This window comes from Chryseobacterium sp. (genome assembly GCF_041914225.1).
Taxonomy (GTDB): Bacteria; Bacteroidota; Bacteroidia; order Flavobacteriales; family Weeksellaceae; genus Chryseobacterium.
Map to the genome: position 1 here is coordinate 98706 of NZ_JAYSDT010000007.1, position 18396 is coordinate 117101.

Here is an 18396-nt window from a genome sequence, read left to right on the forward strand (position 1 = left end):
TCGGATTATTTTTTTATACTAAAACTAAATTTTGAAAATTATGGCAAGCTATGTAACTAAGGAGGGCCTAGAGAAAATGAAAGCTGAGCTGGAACAGTTGGAAACTGTAGAGAGACCAAAAATCACTCAGCAGATCGCGGAAGCAAGAGACAAAGGAGATTTGTCTGAAAATGCAGAGTACGATGCGGCTAAAGAGGCTCAGGGGATGCTTGAAATGAGAATTTCTAAGCTGAAAGACGTTATCTCTACTTCTAAAATTATAGACGAAAGCCAATTAGATACTTCAAAAGTTTCCATCTTGACAACAGTGAAACTTAAAAATAATGCTACCAAGCAAGAGCAGGTATTTACATTGGTACCGGATAACGAAAGTGACCTGAAGACAGGGAGAATTTCTGTAAACACACCTATCGCAAAAGGATTGTTAGGAAAAGCTATTGGCGAAATTGCTGAAATTACTTTACCTAACGGAAACAAACTGTCTTTTGAAGTATTAGACATTTCTTTATAGTCTGATGCAGTTTCTATATCTAAACTTCTAAATATCTAACCCTAACTTCTGATAAAATGAGCACTATATTCACAAAGATCATCAATGGCGAGATTCCCTCTTATAAAATTGCAGAAAATGAAGACTTTATTGCATTCTTAGATGCAATGCCTCTGGTGAAAGGACATACATTAGTAGTTCCGAAAAAAGAAGTGGATTTGATTTTTGATCTTGAAAGTGAAGAATACAAAAACCTTTGGGGATTTGCCCAAGAGGTAGCCAAGAAGATCAAAACTGCAGTTCCATGTGTAAGAGTAGGAGTAGCGGTGGTAGGACTTGAAGTTCCTCATGCACACATCCATCTGATTCCTTTAAATAAGATGGAAGACATGAATTTCAGAAATGAAAGATTAAAATTAACGAACGAAGAATATACAGAGATTCAACACTCAATTATTAATTCTTAACAACCAGAAAATCGTAAAAAAGTAATTTTTTACGATTTTCTTTAACATATACATATATATTATATCATATGAATTCCAACCAATGTTCTTTCTGTGGCAGAAAAAGAAATGAAGTACAGATGCTGATTTCTGGGCAGAATGGTTTTATTTGTGAAAATTGTATAGAGCAGGCACATGCTATCGTAAAAGATGGTGTATCAAAAACAGGATATTCACCTGCTAATAGTATGGAAGAGCTTAAAAAGCCAAAAGAGATCAAAGAATTTCTTGATCAGTATGTGATCGGACAAGATCAGGCAAAAAAACAACTTTCCATTGCTGTGTATAACCATTATAAAAGATTGCTTCATGCTCAGGACGAAAACAGAGAAGTAGAGCTTGAAAAGTCAAACATTATCATGATAGGAGAGACAGGAACGGGTAAAACGCTTCTGGCAAAAACTATTGCAAGAGAACTGAATGTTCCTTTCTGTATCGTGGATGCAACTATTTTAACAGAAGCCGGATATGTAGGAGAAGATGTTGAAAGTATCCTTTCAAGACTTTTGATGGTAGCAGATTATGATGTGGAAAAAGCAGAAAAAGGAATTGTTTTCATTGATGAGATTGATAAGATTGCCAGAAAATCAGACAATCCAAGTATTACAAGAGACGTTTCAGGAGAAGGCGTGCAGCAGGGATTATTAAAACTGTTGGAAGGAAGTATTGTGAATGTTCCGCCACAAGGAGGAAGAAAACATCCGGATCAGAAATATATCCAGGTAAATACCCAAAACATCTTATTTATTGCAGGAGGAGCTTTTGACGGAATCAAAGAGATCATCGAAAGAAGAATGAACAAGCAGGCAATTGGTTTCAGCTCTGAAAAAATCAATAAAACAGACGAAGACGAATATATATTAACAAATATTAATGCAATTGACCTTCGTACTTTCGGATTAATTCCCGAACTTTTAGGAAGATTTCCAATCATCACTTACCTCGATAAACTCACCAAAGAGACTCTGGTAAGAATCATGAAGGAACCTAAAAACTCTATCGTGAATCAATTTGTGGAACTTTTCAAAATGGATGGCACAAATTTGGTTATTACAGACGGAGCCATTGAAAAAATAGTAGAAGAAACTATTGAAAAAGGGCTAGGTGCAAGAGGTCTTAGAGGAACCACCGAAAAAGTTCTAGAAGACTACATGTTTTCAATAGGAGAGGAGAAAGATATCATCTTAAATGAAGATAATGTTTTGATTAATAGATAAAAAATTTTTTTTTTAAGAAAAATAATAATACCTTTGCGGGTGAAGATTGTATTAACACACAAAATAATTTATACAATGAGAAAAAGTTTATTTGCTATAGGTCTTTTAGCAATTAGTTATTCTGTTCAGGCGCAGATACTATGTCATGTTGACACTAATGCTAATATGTATGTGAGCGAAGGCATCCTAGTTTATAGCGGTGGAGGTGTACAAACAAAGGGTAATGGCCTTTTGGACGTGCATGGAAATATTATGGTTGTAGGATCTGGTACAGATGCTTTTAAGACAATTGATGCTGCCGGTTCTGATAAGACTGACGGCGGAAATATCATCTTAAGACTTAATACCCCTGCTTCTTTTGTTACTTCCACGTATGGCCAGCTGTACATCGATGGGCTATCCCAGTCCAACATTACTGGTATTGTAACCAAAGAATACAGAACTACAAGTAATGGTAGTGGTAATTATTTCCAACAAGTTGCTTTGCCTTTCTATGGTAAAGCTTTAAGTTCATTATCTACTGAAGTTGGTAAGACTTTCAATACAGGTAGATACAGCAATCCGATTCTTAAGTGGGATAACGCTAATGCAGTTTCTGCACATTTTACAAATTTAGCAACTACAACTACTGATGGTCCGGGATATTATATGCTGAAAGTTACCAATAATGATTGGAATCCAAGCACACCTGCAACCGGAACAGTATTCAATATTAACGGGAAACCATATGCTCCGTTAGCTGGAACTGTAACATTGCAGAATGGAGGAAAATCTAATTTGGGGCCTTCTAATGTCGTATTCGGAGCTGGTGGTAACGCTGTGAACTCTTACAACGAAAAGTACAACACTTATTTAGATGACAGTTTTGAGTTTACTACAAGCGCATGGGCTGGAACATTTGGGCAAAACTGGTATCAGTTTGGTAACCCCTTCCTTACCAATTTAGATTTATCTAATATCGGATATACTGAAAGTGTTACCGGATCAGACGGAAATGCTGTAAAAAATATCTGGGGTATTGAATATAACCCAGGTACTGTTGTTACACTTCCTGGTGGTTCTACTTATGCTACAGGTGCTCAGGTGGTTACTTTTGTTACTACAGGTGATGGTGTTGCTCCGGCTGTTGGAGATGTTGATAATGTAGTAATGAAACCTATGCAGTCATTTAAAATAAAGTTAAGAGACAATACAGCTCAGACTTTAGATTTTAATACACTGAGAAGATTCAAATCAACAGCAAGAGCAGCAGGTACTCCTAATGGTGTAAATGCAGCCAGAATGACTGGTAAAGGTACAAACAGTACAGTGAAACAGCTTGGAGTAATCGGTCTTGATGCCAATGGTAAAGAGATTTCCAGAACATATTATGTAGTTTCTCCATCATTTACAACAGGACACCAGGTTTCTACAGCAACAACAGTTCAGGCTTCAGCGGGTACCAGAATCATTGGTACTTATGAAGAAGCACTGAATGGTGGGTATGATAACAATTATACTAATTATTGGCTATATATTAACGAAGCTAATGAGAGTAACTTCCAGGGTAAAAATGTTAAGTTAGTTAACTATAAACTTGATCAGGTTAAATCTTATAAGTTCGAGATCAGAGAAAATGCAGAACTTATTCCTGCCGGTGCACACCAGTTATCATCAGGAATTGGTTTCTACTATAAAGCGGAAAATGGAAATTTACTACAGGCTAAACAAGGTGATATTGTACCTGTAACAAATGAGGAAGCTAACTTGTATTATGGTGAGCCAAGTAATATTACTCTGGCTGTAGATAAGGCAGCTCCTAGTATTTCGAGAACACTTGTTGTTTACGATCCATCTGTTACAAATTATATTGTTAGATTTGATCCAAAATGGAAAAAAGCGGACATTCAAGTTTATGATATGAGCGGTAAACTGGTAATCTCTAAAAAAGCGGTTGAAACATCCAGAGATTTTGTAATCGAGCTTGATGGCTCTGTTAAAAACTCTTACATCGTAAAAGTCGTTTCAGATAAAGGAGAAATTGTTAACGCTAAAATCTTAAAATAAGCCATATGAAAACTATAAATAAACTAATATTAGCTTTCTTCTTATTTTCAATATCTTTAGCCTATGCAGGAAATGGAGGAAATGGTACCGGATCGCCTCCAACTCCCGGAGGAGGAAACGGAGGAAATGGTACCGGATCACCAGCCTCACCAATCGATATGTATGTATATGTACTAGGTATTGTAGCAATTGTATTCATTGTTTACTTTACAAAAAAGTACAAAAGCGTAAAAGCATAAAATTTTATTAAAATAATATTAAACTCTCTGATTACTCAGAGAGTTTTTTTATTTTTACTCTATGAAAAAAATTTATACGCTACCTGCGGTTTTAGCTGCATTTGCTTTGCAGGCTCAATTTACGGTTACAATCCAGACTCCGGCAGATTTTAAAGATCAGGACGCAATTCTATATACATTAAACGGCTCAAAAGATATTATTGTTACTAAAGAACAAAGTAAGAATGGTACGTGGACTTTTAAATATCCGGGCAACTACATGGGGATGATGAAAGTTTATTTTCCCGGTTCTAACAATACGGTAAGCTTTATTTCTGAGAATAAAAACGTAAACTTTAAACTGGATATCCAGAATAATAAAGTCAAGGATGTTACTTATCTTGATGAGGCAAATAACCTGATGAGCAAACAGCAGGAAGGTTCACAAAAGAAAGAGCTTATTTTGCCGGCTTTAACACAAATCAAAGAATACTACAAAGACAATACGGACTTTGGAAAAGCACTGAAAACAGAAATTGACAGACTTTCCGGTGCTTCAGGTTCTATTGATGCTGCACAACATCCGTTTATTGCTTATTATAATACCAATTACAGCAAGTTTCTTTCCAATTCACCCGATTCAACGAAGAAAGTAGATCAGGAAGAAATAATCAACTTTCTGGACAAATCAAATGATATGCTTGAAAGCTCATCGTTATTGAGACCTGTATTAGTAGCTTATCTGAATTCAGGAGGAAATGCCAATGTTACAGCATCTGTTGATAAGTTGCTGGATCGTTTAAAAGTAGAAACTCCAAGAGGGCAGACTGTATTGTCAGAATTGATTGATATTTTTGATGTCTATCAGATGGATGAATACAAGAGCAAATATCTGTCTCTAGCTAAAAATCTTAAATGTACCATTACCGACAGGCTTGCTTCTACCTTAAAATCGAATGCAAATACTGAAATGGGGGCTGTTTTTCCTAATTATAAGTTCCAGTCACCCGTTAACACCACTGCAAAATCTTTACATGATATAAAGGCAGATAAGAAGGTCATCGTATTCTGGTCATCGACCTGTTCGCATTGTGAAAGTGAACTTCCTAAGCTTCTTGAAAAATACAACGATCTTAAATCAAAAAATATTCAGGTTGTAGGGTTGTCTTTAGATGTGGATAAGAATTCTTATACCAAAAAGATTGCTGCATTTCCATGGGTGAATGACTCTGAATTGAGAGGATGGAACAGCAGTTATACGGATACATACAATATTCATGCAACTCCGACATATTTTATTTTAGATGCTAACAATAAGATAATCAGCAAACCAGATCACGTTGGTGATGTTTTGGAATATTTTAAGTTAAAATAATTTTGGAGGTAAAGAAATATTTTCTATATTTGCACCACCAAAACGGCGAGGTAGCTCAGTTGGTTAGAGCGCAGGATTCATAACCCTGAGGTCACGGGTTCAATTCCCGTCTTCGCTACAAAGCCGGAAACCTATTCCCACAAAGGGTTTCCGGCGTATTTGAAAATAAACTTTGCGAGTTGTCAATTTTAAAAAGTGCTTATAAAAGTGTTTGTAAAATGGCAACAAAATTTTCCGAAATTACAGTAACTCCTGCAAATTGGAAGACAGGAACTAAATCCGATTTATTAACGAAAGATTGGATAATTTCTTATTACTTTTATTCAGACCTTGCCCCAAAAGGTAAGCAAATAAGAATAAAAGGTATGAATAGAGCTAAAACTCTGGAAGAGAAAAGGAATTTGACAAAACAGTTGGTAGAAAATGAAAAAAATCTACTTTTGTCGGGCTATGACCCTATTCTTAAAAAATTTCCAAACTTAGATTATGAAGAGCTGTCTCCTAATACTCCGTTTATAAGAGCCTTAGAGATTTCATATGATAAGATAAAGGCTTCAAGTATACACCTCAAAGATTTGAAAATTTGTATTATTAGATTAATACCTGTTATCAAATCTTTGAATTATGATATTTTTAAAATATCAGAAATAAAAATTTTCCACATTAAAAATGTTTTGGATCAAGCTAAACTAACTCCTTACATGTATAACAAATTTCGTTCTTATCTTATGAGTTTGTTCAAGGAGCTTATTCAGTATGGTTGTATCGAGCATAACCCATGCAGAGAAATCTCCAAACAGAAAACAATTGTAAGAATCCGGGAAACTCTTTCAGATTCAAAATACCAAATAGTCCACGATTATATAGAAGAGAATTACCCTGATTTCTTTCGATATTTTAAGATATTTTTTCTTTCGGGAGCTAGAACATCAGAATTAATGAGATTGCAGAAAAAAGACGTTAATTTAATTCAACAGGAATATAAAGTCATTATTAGGAAGGGAAGACAATATACAGAAACTATAAAAGTTATTCTTCCTGATGCGATTCCTTATTGGCGGGAAATCTTATCTATGTGTAAATCTGAAAATGATTATCTTTTTTCCAAAGGTTTGGTTCCGGGAAAGGATCCAATACAGCCATATCAAATTACTAAACGTTGGTATAGACTAATAAAGCAGTCGGATAATATAAAAGATGAAAACGGAAATATTATAAAGGTTACGGAAGATTTCTATGCTCTGAAGCATTTGTTCTTAGATATATTAGATGGATTTAAACCTGACCCATTAGCACCGGATTATATCGCTATACCGGATATTAATCTTGCAAAGACAGCAGCCAGTCATCGAACAGAGTCTATTACAAATGTTTACACTGTAGGAAAGAAAAAGAGGGAAAATGAGGCTTTAAAACAAGTGAGACTTGGGATTGGTGAACGTTCTTAACGGACTAAAATAGCTTCATGTAAGCATGTTTACCATATTTCATATCTTTGTTATTATGATTAACATATAATTAATGGAAAAAATATTGATCCTTGATATTGAAACAACAGGATTTTTACAAGATGGAGGTAAAATCGTTGAAGTCGGAATTGTTGAGCTTGATCTTTCAAATGGTAAAAAGAAAATAATATTTGATCAGGTTACCCATGAAAAAGGAATTACGAAACAGGAAGTTGAAAACTCATGGATCGTTAAAAATTCAACCCTTACAGTAGAAGATATAAGAAGGTCTAAATCTTTGGATTTACTTAAACCAGAGATTCAATCAATTCTTTATTCTTATCAACAGGGTACAACGGCCTACAATAATGTATTTGATTTTGGATTCATGGAGCACAGAGGTTTTGTTTTTCCTAAAAAACTGTCTTGTCCAATGAAAATTGCTACAGATATATGCAAAATTCCGTCAATGTCTGGTTACAAATGGCCAAATGTTCAAGAAGCATATGACTTCTTTTTTGGAAAAACCGGTTATACAGAGCTACACCGTGGTGGCGATGATGCATTTCATGAAGCTGATATTGTATATGAATTATATAAAATGGGAAAATTCACAATATAAGGCGGAGGAAATAGTTTTGAACTTAAAAAAGTAGAGAATCAATAGATATGAAATTTTTAAGAATGAAAGTATTTTAATATACATGAGACGGATTATAAGAAGACTTTGATTTTGCATCATTTAAAAAGCTATAAAGCCCTGAATATTCAGGGCTTCTCACTTGTTGTTAAAAAGTTCTTACTCCTTTTAAAAAGAGTAACTCATACCTAATTGAAGATTAGTATTTTTTGAAGAGTCTCCCAGATTAATTTTAGCAATTTCAGTTAACCCAGCAACATATCTTGCATTAATTCCAATATTAGGAGTCAATTTATATCCAAGACCAATACCTGCTCCAAAATTAAAAGTTCTTAATGAGTCTTTATTATTTACTTTATAAGTTTGACCATTAATATCCCCTTTTGCTCGCGCATTGACTAGAAGCCCGAACTCAGGACCTGCTTCCAAATAAAATTCAGGAGTAGCATTGTATCGAACCATTACAGGAACATTGATATAATCAAGGTTTTGTTGCATGTTCTTTATTGTATAAGTGGCCATTTCATAATCACCTTTTGCTTTTGTCCCTTGCTGACTGTAAACAACCTCCGGCTGAAGACTGAGTGCATCAGAAATAGGAACATTAACAAATGCTCCGACATAAAATCCGACTTTTGATTTGGTATCACTTCCAGATATATTAGAAAGGTTCCCTCCAGCTTTTACACCAAACCTCGGTCCGTCTGTAGATTGTGCAAATGCCATAGTTCCTATAACTATGCATAAGCTTAGAAAATGTTTTTTCATAAGATAGGTTTCATAATTTTTAATAGATTAATAAGAAAAAAAGGGTAGCACATTGAAAAGATCAATGTGCTACCGCTAAGTAGTTAATTACTATATTCTATTTCCTCCAAATGTCCTTTAACTATATCAGAATATTTCTTACCGTCTGGTTGTTGCATGAATTTTTCAACAGCTTCATTCAAGGCTTCAATATCTCCTTTAGCTTTTAAAAATATGGTTAAATATTTAAATTCTTCGATAGCTGTTGATCTAATAAAATCTCCTTTTATCAAACTCTTCATAAGAATTTCATCTGTCAAGCGCTTATCAATTTCAGGTAAAATAATATTTTGAATATGGGAGATGAGAATAGAATTGATATTATTAAGAGAATCTGACGCCTTAATAGACCACCAATGGTCAGGATTGCTAGGCATAAATTGGCCAATTCTGGCTTGCCAATGACATGACCATACATCTGGTACTTTTGAAGTATCATAATCAAAATCTACAAATTTTCCTAAAAGATCTGAATATACACCAAAATTAAGTGTGAATTTTACTTCATCTTTATTACCATTTTGGCTTTTTTGAAAATTTATAATTCCAAAATTGTTATCTGACTTTAAGTGAAAACTATTTCCTTTTTTATTATATCCTTTTTCTTTGAGGAACGGAGTAATAGATTTTATAATTTCTTTTAAAATATCCATAATATGTACTAATTTGAGAGTTTTCAATTAAAGGTTTTTCAAACCTAAAATCACAGATGAATTTTTTAGATTTAAAGAAGCTATCTGGAAAATCCAGACAGCTCCATTTTAAAAAAAATTATTTAATACAGAATTCTTGCAAAACTTTTTCCAGATCAGACTTTAATAAATCCATATTGGTATCTAGTTTGCGCTTCTTCACAACTTCAGTAAGCAAGTCCATTTTCTGCAAAATAGATTGTTTTAGAAATTCATACCTACCTTCTTCTGTTTTATTGAAGAAATTTTCATCATTTACGATGATAGGAATTCCTATAGCTTTTTCATTCTTGCGATAGGATTCTATTTCTTTTAAATGTTGTAATAAGTATGGTATTGGATTTACATAAAATTGAAATAATGCTAATTCTAAATCATTTCCATAATTTTTCCAGTGGAGTTTTTTTAATGGGATATTAATTCCTTTATCATCCCAAATATAAGATCTAAAATCTTCACATATCTGATCTAATAATTTCTGTTCAGCAATTTTTTGTTGTTCTGTTTGATTTTCATCATAAATTGTTGCTGGACATGATACAAAACATCCGAATACGTTACTCTTGTTGTCTTCCATAGTTTATTATATTAATGATTATTCTTATTCCAAGGTCCTTTGTTTATCTGGTTCTCATTATACTCCCAGTCCCATGCTGCTTTTCTATTTGGAAACAACTTTGTTTCTTTCATTACTTTATCCGACATAAACCCTTTAGTATACCTAGTTTCAGGTATGGGTTTCGAAGTAATCCCATTTTTCAAGAAGGTTCCATCTTTTGAGTAAAGCTTATACCCCCACGTTGGTCTAAGGCTTTTCAATGAGTTTCCATGTACAACCTCTGTAGATTTTGTAGCAAGTGTCTTAGTAAAATTACTCTCGCCTTGATAGCTAAATTTAGGAGTTTCCTTATATATTGGTATTTTGGTAGCTCCCTCATCGGCAAGCTGGTAACCAGCTTCCTCCAGATATCCACCATTAACCTCTCCAACGATAAGGTTCGCCGTTTGTGGTTTTGGAGCTGTTACCCCAACCGTGGTGGTTTTTGGAGTGTTGTTTAAAGTCCATTGAGTTCTTCCTACTTCTATTGGAGCATCTTTAAGGATTGTACCTTTAGGAGCACCGATTTTAGCTGCCTGTGCATTTTTAGCTAATTGTCCTATAACTCCAGATACAGCTCCTACAGCACCTCCAATAGCAGCACCTGACAAACCACCCATTAGGGTTCCTTCTATTACATTTTCCCCAAACATTACTGAGGTTGCAAAACCATTAATAGCTCCGGCAATTGCTCCTCCTGACGCACCAGCAATCGCTCCTCCCAGAAGACCACCATTTATTCCATAAGTTGCTGCTGCAGCAAGGGATGCGGAACCAACGGCAGCTCCAACACCTCCGGTAAACGCACCAACGGCAGCACCCATTGCAATTTTGCCCCAGGTAGCTCCCCAGTTCCATTTTACAGGATTCCATGAACCATTAGCTTTTACTCCAGTGAAATAAGCTCCGGCTACAGCACCCAGAAGGATCCAGAACTCTCCATCCGGGTCGTTATACATTAACGGATTATTCATCACATACCCATAACGGTTATAGATTTGGGTATTGAATGGATCCTGTATATTTTCATCGGCATTAAGGAACCTTCTTAGAAGTGGGTCGTAGAGTCTTCCGTTCATGTGGATGATGCCCACTTCCATATAGTGTTCATGCCCTGTATAACCTCTATCTATTAGTAACCCTCCAGAAGCATTTATAAGGGCATCGATGCTGGCTTTACCTACCGCTAATTTACTTTTTCCAATGCGAAGATGAGTCAGATTGCCCCATGCATCAAAATGCCTTTGTTCAAGCATATTTCCTGCTTCATCACTAATGGCCATGATACTTCCGAGATAATCTTTATGCAAAAATTTAAAAGATCCGCTATTCTCATCAAAATTTTTCAAAAATACAATATTACTTTCATATGGAGTACCCTCAATATAAATTGTATGTTTTTCTTTACCATTAATATTGTTCTTAACTACTTCAAAGCTTCCTTCTTCACTATATAGTTTGGTAAATTCTCCTTCATCTTCCGGTGAAAACAGCCCTTTATAGGTTGCCCTTTGTCTCATTCCGGTTAATCCATACTGAAATGCCACAGTACCATTTTCTCCTGCAATGTATACGGGATCATTATTTTCATTATAAAGGACAGTCTGCACCAAGTCCATATTATAATTCATCATCCCATCATTATTCAGTGTCATTCCTGTAGCCTGGTAGATCTTATCTGTATTTTCATACTTGATGACACCTACCTGGTCATTTTCCAGTATTCTACCTTTCGCATCATAAATATTTCTATTGGTAAGGGGCTTATCTCCTGAAATCGGATCTGTCCAGTTGATCAGACGGTTATTGTCGTCATAATCAAAATATTCTGTTTCAAAAGGTAATAAAGATTTTCTGCTTTTAAGCTCGTTTTTAATCGCATCAAAATTGTAAGTAGCCTTGAAAATATCCGGTTTTATGGGCGAGGAATGATTAACATTGGTCAAAAATCCGTTTGTATCATATTCATTATTAACCTCAGCTGCTCCCAATTTAGCCTTTACTAATAGCCCTTTTGCATTGGTTTCTTTCAGTTCCCATAAAATTTTGCCTGAAGTTTTTTCCTTAACCTGATAAAGTTCACCATTCCATGGATTGTATAGGTTTTCAACAGAAACATTAGTTGTTCCTACTGCCGTTTGTATTGCTTTTTCATAAGAGCTTATCCTTCCTTTGCTGTCATAAACTACATTTTTATGCGAAAAGTAAGCGTCAGGAGTATCCTGGAAAGAAGAAGTATTTCTACCTTGAGGATCATAGTTTATGGTATAGGTGTACTTCTTTCCATTAGAGGTTCCTGTTTTTTCAGTAAGTCTTCCCTTATTATCATAAGAAAAATTTATGACTTTATCTGTTTCGCTTCCAGTGGTGGACTTTTCATTCTGAATGACAAGCTGCCCAAGGCTATTGTATCCATATCTTTTCTCACCCTTTGGGCTTATTACTCTTGACAGAGCTCCCATATATCCAAGGTACTGATATTCATATACCCCGGTAGAAGGATCTTCTACCCGTATTTTATTTCCCCAGTCATCATACATTGTGGTCACAATATGCTCTGCATATTTAGCCTGGATCTGTTGACCTGCTGCATTATAAGAAAATTGTACGGTGCCTCCTTTATCAGAAGACGACATTACATTTCCTAAGGCATCGAGCGTCTGGGAAGTTGTTCTTCCATAATCCAGCTGACTGGTTTCTTTTACTGTTGTGGTAAGACCAGATATAAAAGTCTCTGTCTGTTTCCCGGTAAATGCTGTGAATTTTACCTTAGCCGGGAATACGGTATCATCATAAACAAAGGTATTCCACTGAGTGGCTCCCAACCCTTCAAAATAAGCTTCAGATTCCTTTAGTTTTCTTCCCAGTATATCATACTGAATGTCTTTAGAAACATATTGTCCCTGAGCAAAGGCTTTGGAAGATACTTTATATTCCTGTCCCAGCTTATTGGTAAAAACTTTTGAGACATCTCCATCAGGATCATTACGGGTAATCGTCTCATTGTACTGGCTATCTTTGTTGTAGAGGTACGTTGTAGTACCTGCAAGGTTGGAAGCAGAACTCTGGAGCTTACCCCATCCATCATATGCATTGGTGATGGTATTGCCATTGGGATCTGTTTGAGTCAGGATCTGTCCAAGACTGTTATAAGTAAACCCGGTTTCTAGTCCAAGATTATCGGTTTTCTTAACGACAAACCTTCCTGTTGGATCATATTCATCTTTCTGAGTTTTTGTATTTCCATCCAAGCCCGAAGTTGTCGTTTTCCCTGTGATATTTCCAAATCCATCATAAGAGTATTCTTCCGTTACCGCTTGGTTTGCATTATTTCCAGGAAAAAACTGGCTGTTTTTTAAAAGGTTATTCTCATAGGTATAGGTCGTAAAAGTATTTTGTACATCCCCATAAGCCTCTGTTTTTTCAGCCTTATTTGTTGGTCTTCCCACATAATAATTAGTTCCTGTTCCCCAGATATTATGGGTATAATCAAACTCAGTGGTCGATACGCTATAGCCGTAATTGGTATTGATTTCTATTTTAGAGGGCAGATAATAATTTCCATAGCTCGTTACTTTCTGAGTGAATGTTCCGGTTAAAAAATCTTTTGTTTTTGTAAACTCAGGAACAATAGCGGTAACTATTTTGGACTCAAACCCAGAAGGTATGGAGCTAATTACTTGGCCATTAAATAGTTTATCTGCTTTATAATCTACTGATTCAAAGCTTAGCAGTTGGGTATTGTTCTCTGAAATATCTGCAGGGAAAATATTACTTTCATTATTAGTTCTGATGCTCCATTCTTTTACTGGCGCTCCATCCAAAGCGGGGTCTATTTGTGATCCAGACCATATTTTGGTATTTTCAAAGCCATCAGCATACCATGAAGAGCGGGCGATCTGATGAAACCCTAATAATTTTTTACCCTGCAAGTTTCCTACAAGCCCCCTGTATCGGAAGTCCTGCTTTTTGCCTTCTTCTATAAGCTGGGAAACGGCATATGCCTGATCGACCCTTGCCATGGCATAGTTAGGATAAATCTCTTTCTTTTCTTTCTTGTAGAAATCAGGGGTCGTTGTATTACCCGGAACTACTTCCAGATATTTTACACTGGTAGTTACCCCTCCCTGGGTAATAGAATTCATTCTTGCCAATTCAGAAACAGGAGTAGGTCCTTTTATTTTCTTTAGGAACTGCTTCCAATATAAAAAGACATTATAATAGTTATTTCCAGATTTTATAGAATTGGTAATTGGAGTAAATAGGGTAAGATCAAGCAGGTCCTGTGTACTATATGTTGGACTTTGAAACAACCAGTTGGGAGTAAAATTCGGTGTTCCGTTACTATCTGATCCATTCGCCATCTTTGCACTTACGACATAACCAAAATCTCTGGAGCCTGCTGCATTATACATGTTGATCTGGTTGAAGGAGAATACCTGAACAATATCAGATTTTCCGTCTTTGTTCATATCGGTAACCGAAAAGAAATATTGTTTGGCAAATTTGGCATAATTACCTGTCACTTCTGTCTGGAATTTTCTGTATGTGAAGAATTCCTTCTTCAGGAAAGGAGTAAACCCTTTATCGGTTCCCATGTAAAATCGCCAGTCATCAGGTTTTCCTATGGCATAATCTGTAATAGGAATCGCAAAATCAAGTTTTCCGTCACCATTATAATCCCCGTATAAGACCGGAAATTCAGGATCTTTATTTTCCAGAAGAGTTCCGGAAAATTTAATTTTCTGAAGGTACGCGGTAGCATTGTATTTTACAATCTCAAAAACGGTGTACTGTGAGTCAGAAACGTTAATGATTTCCACTTTTCCGTCTCCGTCTATATCTAAATACTTGCGGTTCTTATAATCATTTTCATTAATTCCGGCATCAAGCAACAGTTGTATTGAAGGAGTGGCCGGGTTTTTAAGGTCTACGATACCTTTTACATTAAATCCAGCCGGAGCACCGTCATCAAGGAAGGCATCCGGTATACCATCTCCATTGAAGTCTCCCACTTCAAGAATAAGAGTATCATCCTGGCCATTAAAAACGGTATTGCCAAGACTTTTGTCGAATACTTTTACAAAGTCATTATTTCTAAAAATATAGCCGTAAATTCTGCTGTCTTTATATTCAACAATTCCATTTCCATTATATACCTGCCCTTCTTCATCTAACAATGTGCTGACTACTTTAGCGTTACCAGCAAAAGTTTTACCTGTAGAAACTGTTGAAAAGGTTTCATTAAAAGCCCCCAGCTTTACCGTACCGTTATTCATTAGGAAGTCAAGATAAGAGTCCCCATTAAAATCTCCGACCAATTTAACATCATTAAAGGGTTCAGGTTCCGCCGTATACTCTGCATAAGAAGAATTCACCATAGGCGGATACTCAAAAGTAACAGGGTTGGCAGGTTCATTATTGGCATTATATTCCGTAATCTTTCCTACAAACTGGTAATCGGTTCCATTGCCGGTATACTCAATACTATACTTTTTAAATTGATTATTACCAGTAAGTACCTTTATCTCTGAAAGAATCTTGTTTTGGTAAGATTTAAGTCCCTGTACATAAGAATCTTCTTTTAAGGCTCTATCATTATAGGAAAACTCTATGGTGTTCATGTGAGGGGTATTCATATCCTTATTCCCACCCCAGCTTATGCTGCTTATCATAGCAGTACCAGCCCCCTGAACATAGCTATAAGAAATGTAGTTTCCTTGCGGATCTTTCCATTCGCTTATATTATATTCAGTTGGAATTCTGGCAACTGGATTACGACCATACCATGCTTGAGAACCGTCCTCGAAAGTGACTTCCCAATATTCCGGGCCATACCATCCAGCAGCATTTCCTACAGATTTAAATTTTGTGTTGGAATATTTCTCTGTTACATATTCTGCACCGTCTTTTCCGTATTCTCCTGATTTCAGTACAAGTCTTTTACCATTAAAACTGTAATAATCAGAGAAATCCATCTGAAGCCCCTTTACCTCTCCGTTATTTTCAATGGTTTTACCTGTTCTGGTGATGGCGGTTATTCCTGAAATACTCCATCCATATCCCGCTATGCCATTGCCAGATTCACTATTGTAAACCAAACTCACTTGTGGTGATACTGTTTTCACTCCCGGAGGAAGGTCTATAGGTAAAGAAAATTGAAGTTGCCCTACTCTGTTAACTTCAATATTTCCCTTGGTGTCATGAAATTTAGGGGTTGGGGTCTGAGAAAAACAGAATATGGATATAAAAGATAATACGAGAGATGAAAACAACTGTATATTTTTATGATTGTACTTTCTCATGGCCATTATCTTTTAGTAATGTTTTTGCTGAAAACCCTTCCGTCTTTAAGGGTAAAGCGCAGTATGTATACTCCCCAGTTATATCCTGTCATGTTAATTTTCAGCTGCCTGTTAAGTCTTGGCAGATTCTGCTGCTGGAATTTCCAATGGGCGGTACTGTGCTGATACAGTGATACTGATTCTATCAGATTGTCAGTTTCCTCAGTCCAGTCGATAGTCAAAAAATCATTTACCGGAACCGGATAAAGACGGACCTGTTTCCAGAAAATCTTTTCATCCATCAATTGATTTTTGGAAAGGGAAGCTGTTTTAAGCTGTGTTGAAGATTTTGCAGCAATGTCTTCAGGTCCGCGATAACGTTGATTTCCTGCTTCATCGTATTTGAAGTAGACTTCGGTTTGGGAATATCCCCAAAAGCCAATCAGTAAGGAAAGCAAAGGAAGTATTTTCCTTTTTATCATAGTTTTCCGGACCGACTTGCCCGGAGCGGTACATTCAGAAGATGTACTTAAATAAAGATTTTTCATTTTTTTGTTTTAAAATTGAAATTAGATGTAGTAATCCCAATAAATGAGAATTAATACCGTATTTAACGGTTTTCGTGCGACAGGACACTTTTTATCCTGACAGGTAAAATACTTTCATATTGCTTGTTTTTAAGGTTCGACATGAGGAGCCTGACTTATACCATCAGGGTCTGTTTATATTTTAGTCCACAGGGACTCTAGGTTGTAAAGCTGCACAGAGAAATCAGGGCGAATCCTTAATTATGGTGCATTTAAGAAATTAAGTATGGGAACAGAATTTCTTTTCTTTCATTTGTTATTAATTTTCCGGAAGCGAACTTATGGAGGATTGCTGTTTCTGGCAATCCGTAAAATCACGGTATTTTTATTCCGGATTTTTACGGGAAAAAATCAAAATATATTCATATGCTTTTATTGTAGTTTAATTTCATTCTTATATGTTAATGCAAAGCTATCACGACACGGCGACAAACCGTGACGCATTTTCTTACCTATGACAAAAATCATTTTAAAATAAGAAAGGCACGGAGCAAAAGTCAATCCGTTAGAGAGGTACCGCGAAGAACCCAGCAACCAGAAAGACTCCGCCCAGTGCCCAGTATAGGACATAGGCGTAGTCTGTCATTGAAGGTTGCTTTGAAAATTCGCGGTTTTCTCTAACCAAAATAACAGCTACGCTTGTTTCGTAAAAATTATGGGTGCTAATATAGAGATATTTTTTGAACTTCTAATTGGCGATACAAAACGGAAAAAGTACTGACCTGACTTTATTGTTATGTTTGTTGTTTCTATATATAATAAAAGCATCCATTTGGGATGCTTTAAATAGAATTGAAATACTGTTTAAAAAATATTTCTATAGATCATTATATCATAATAAGCGGCATTGTAAGTAAGCTGTGTTCCTACGGTTATGGTTTTAGCTCCATCAAAAGGACTTCTACAATATCCATGCTCCTGCATCCACTCACAAAGTTCTGTAATTTGGCTTTTATTGCTCGTAAAATAGAAGTAAGCTGTATCTTCAATAGTCTTGAGTACATTGAGATAGTCTGACAATTTCCAATAATCTTCACGGTTGTATGTGGTGGTATCTGTCGAGAGATAGGGCGGATCAACTAAAAAGACTACATCTGTATTATTTCTATAATCGGCAAATAAATCACGATAATCTTTTTTAGTTGTGTTTACCCCTTCAAGATAGCCATCTGCATTATAATCACTTAATCGCACCTTATTATAGAATGTTTCTCAAAGCTTGTAACATAATTCATGGAGAAAAGTAAGGATGATGATATGCTCACCCAGTCGATAAAACCTTTTTCATGGCTTATCCTTTCAATAATTTCACTGCGAAGCTCATCGCTTAGTCTTTCATTGTCTTTTCTATTAGAATTTTAGAACAGATCACCCGAATATCGGCCAGTAAAGCATTGGTCTTATCAATATTCTCAATGCGTAATGTGTAATTGTCAAAATCATTATAAATAACCGTTGCATCCGGATAGAAATTTTTCACAGTATGGC

The 18396-nt window shown here is 35.8% G+C and carries 14 protein-coding genes and 1 tRNA gene; 9 read left to right on the plus strand and 6 right to left on the minus strand.

Going from position 1 to position 18396, the window contains the following annotated elements; all coding sequences use genetic code 11:
* Positions 1 to 40 precede the first annotated feature (40 nt).
* The 9 genes from greA (at position 41) to ACE3RB_RS05495 (ending at position 7922) form a co-directional block, all read left to right on the plus strand.
* Positions 41 to 511 (plus strand): transcription elongation factor GreA, encoded by a 471-nt coding sequence (greA, locus tag ACE3RB_RS05455; RefSeq protein ID WP_047429224.1) that lies wholly within the window; start codon positions 41 to 43, stop codon positions 509 to 511.
* A gap of 56 nt (positions 512 to 567) precedes the next feature.
* Positions 568 to 957, plus strand: coding sequence for an HIT family protein (locus ACE3RB_RS05460; protein WP_076596846.1), 390 nt, complete (start codon positions 568 to 570; stop codon positions 955 to 957).
* Positions 958 to 1025: 68 nt separating this feature from the next.
* A complete protein-coding gene (gene clpX / locus ACE3RB_RS05465; RefSeq protein ID WP_374463322.1) occupies positions 1026 to 2213 on the plus strand; it encodes an ATP-dependent Clp protease ATP-binding subunit ClpX in 1188 nt (395 codons plus the stop codon).
* A 75-nt stretch (positions 2214 to 2288) separates the two neighbouring features.
* A complete protein-coding gene (locus ACE3RB_RS05470; RefSeq protein WP_374463323.1) occupies positions 2289 to 4259 on the plus strand; it encodes a T9SS type A sorting domain-containing protein in 1971 nt (656 codons plus the stop codon).
* Between the two features lie 5 nt (positions 4260 to 4264).
* Positions 4265 to 4498, plus strand: a complete 234-nt coding sequence (locus tag ACE3RB_RS05475) for a signal peptidase (RefSeq protein ID WP_374463324.1) — start codon at positions 4265 to 4267, stop codon at positions 4496 to 4498.
* Positions 4499 to 4559: 61 nt separating this feature from the next.
* Entirely contained in the window at positions 4560 to 5852 is a 1293-nt protein-coding gene (locus ACE3RB_RS05480) for a TlpA family protein disulfide reductase (RefSeq protein ID WP_374463325.1), read from the plus strand.
* A 44-nt stretch (positions 5853 to 5896) separates the two neighbouring features.
* Positions 5897 to 5970, plus strand: a tRNA-Met gene (locus ACE3RB_RS05485).
* Positions 5971 to 6070: 100 nt separating this feature from the next.
* Positions 6071 to 7300, plus strand: a complete 1230-nt coding sequence (locus tag ACE3RB_RS05490; RefSeq protein WP_374463326.1) for a tyrosine-type recombinase/integrase — start codon at positions 6071 to 6073, stop codon at positions 7298 to 7300.
* Positions 7301 to 7373: 73 nt separating this feature from the next.
* Positions 7374 to 7922: an exonuclease domain-containing protein gene (locus ACE3RB_RS05495; RefSeq protein ID WP_374463327.1), complete on the plus strand. Its 549-nt coding sequence runs from the start codon at positions 7374 to 7376 to the stop codon at positions 7920 to 7922.
* Positions 7923 to 8108: 186 nt separating this feature from the next.
* Here ACE3RB_RS05495 and ACE3RB_RS05500 read toward each other — a convergent pair whose 3' ends face one another.
* From ACE3RB_RS05500 to ACE3RB_RS05525, 6 genes are all read right to left on the minus strand, one after another.
* The gene (locus ACE3RB_RS05500; RefSeq protein ID WP_374463328.1) at positions 8109 to 8708 is read right to left on the minus strand and encodes a porin family protein; all 600 of its coding nucleotides are present in this window, start codon (positions 8706 to 8708) and stop codon (positions 8109 to 8111) included.
* Between the two features lie 83 nt (positions 8709 to 8791).
* Positions 8792 to 9400 carry a DUF4304 domain-containing protein gene (locus ACE3RB_RS05505; RefSeq protein WP_374463329.1) on the minus strand — a complete coding sequence of 203 codons (609 nt, stop codon included), beginning with the start codon at positions 9398 to 9400 and terminating at the stop codon, positions 8792 to 8794.
* Between the two features lie 118 nt (positions 9401 to 9518).
* Positions 9519 to 10016, minus strand: a complete 498-nt coding sequence (locus ACE3RB_RS05510) for a hypothetical protein (protein ID WP_374463330.1) — start codon at positions 10014 to 10016, stop codon at positions 9519 to 9521.
* 11 nt (positions 10017 to 10027) lie between these two features.
* Complete coding sequence (locus ACE3RB_RS05515; protein ID WP_374463331.1) at positions 10028 to 16342, minus strand: RHS repeat-associated core domain-containing protein; 6315 nt, start codon at positions 16340 to 16342, stop codon at positions 10028 to 10030.
* A gap of 5 nt (positions 16343 to 16347) precedes the next feature.
* Positions 16348 to 16869 carry a hypothetical protein gene (locus ACE3RB_RS05520; protein ID WP_374463332.1) on the minus strand — a complete coding sequence of 174 codons (522 nt, stop codon included), beginning with the start codon at positions 16867 to 16869 and terminating at the stop codon, positions 16348 to 16350.
* Positions 16870 to 17712: 843 nt separating this feature from the next.
* On the minus strand, positions 17713 to 18102 hold the full coding sequence (locus ACE3RB_RS05525; protein ID WP_374463333.1) for a hypothetical protein: 390 nt from the start codon (positions 18100 to 18102) through the stop codon (positions 17713 to 17715).
* Between the last annotated feature and the right edge of the window lie 294 nt (positions 18103 to 18396).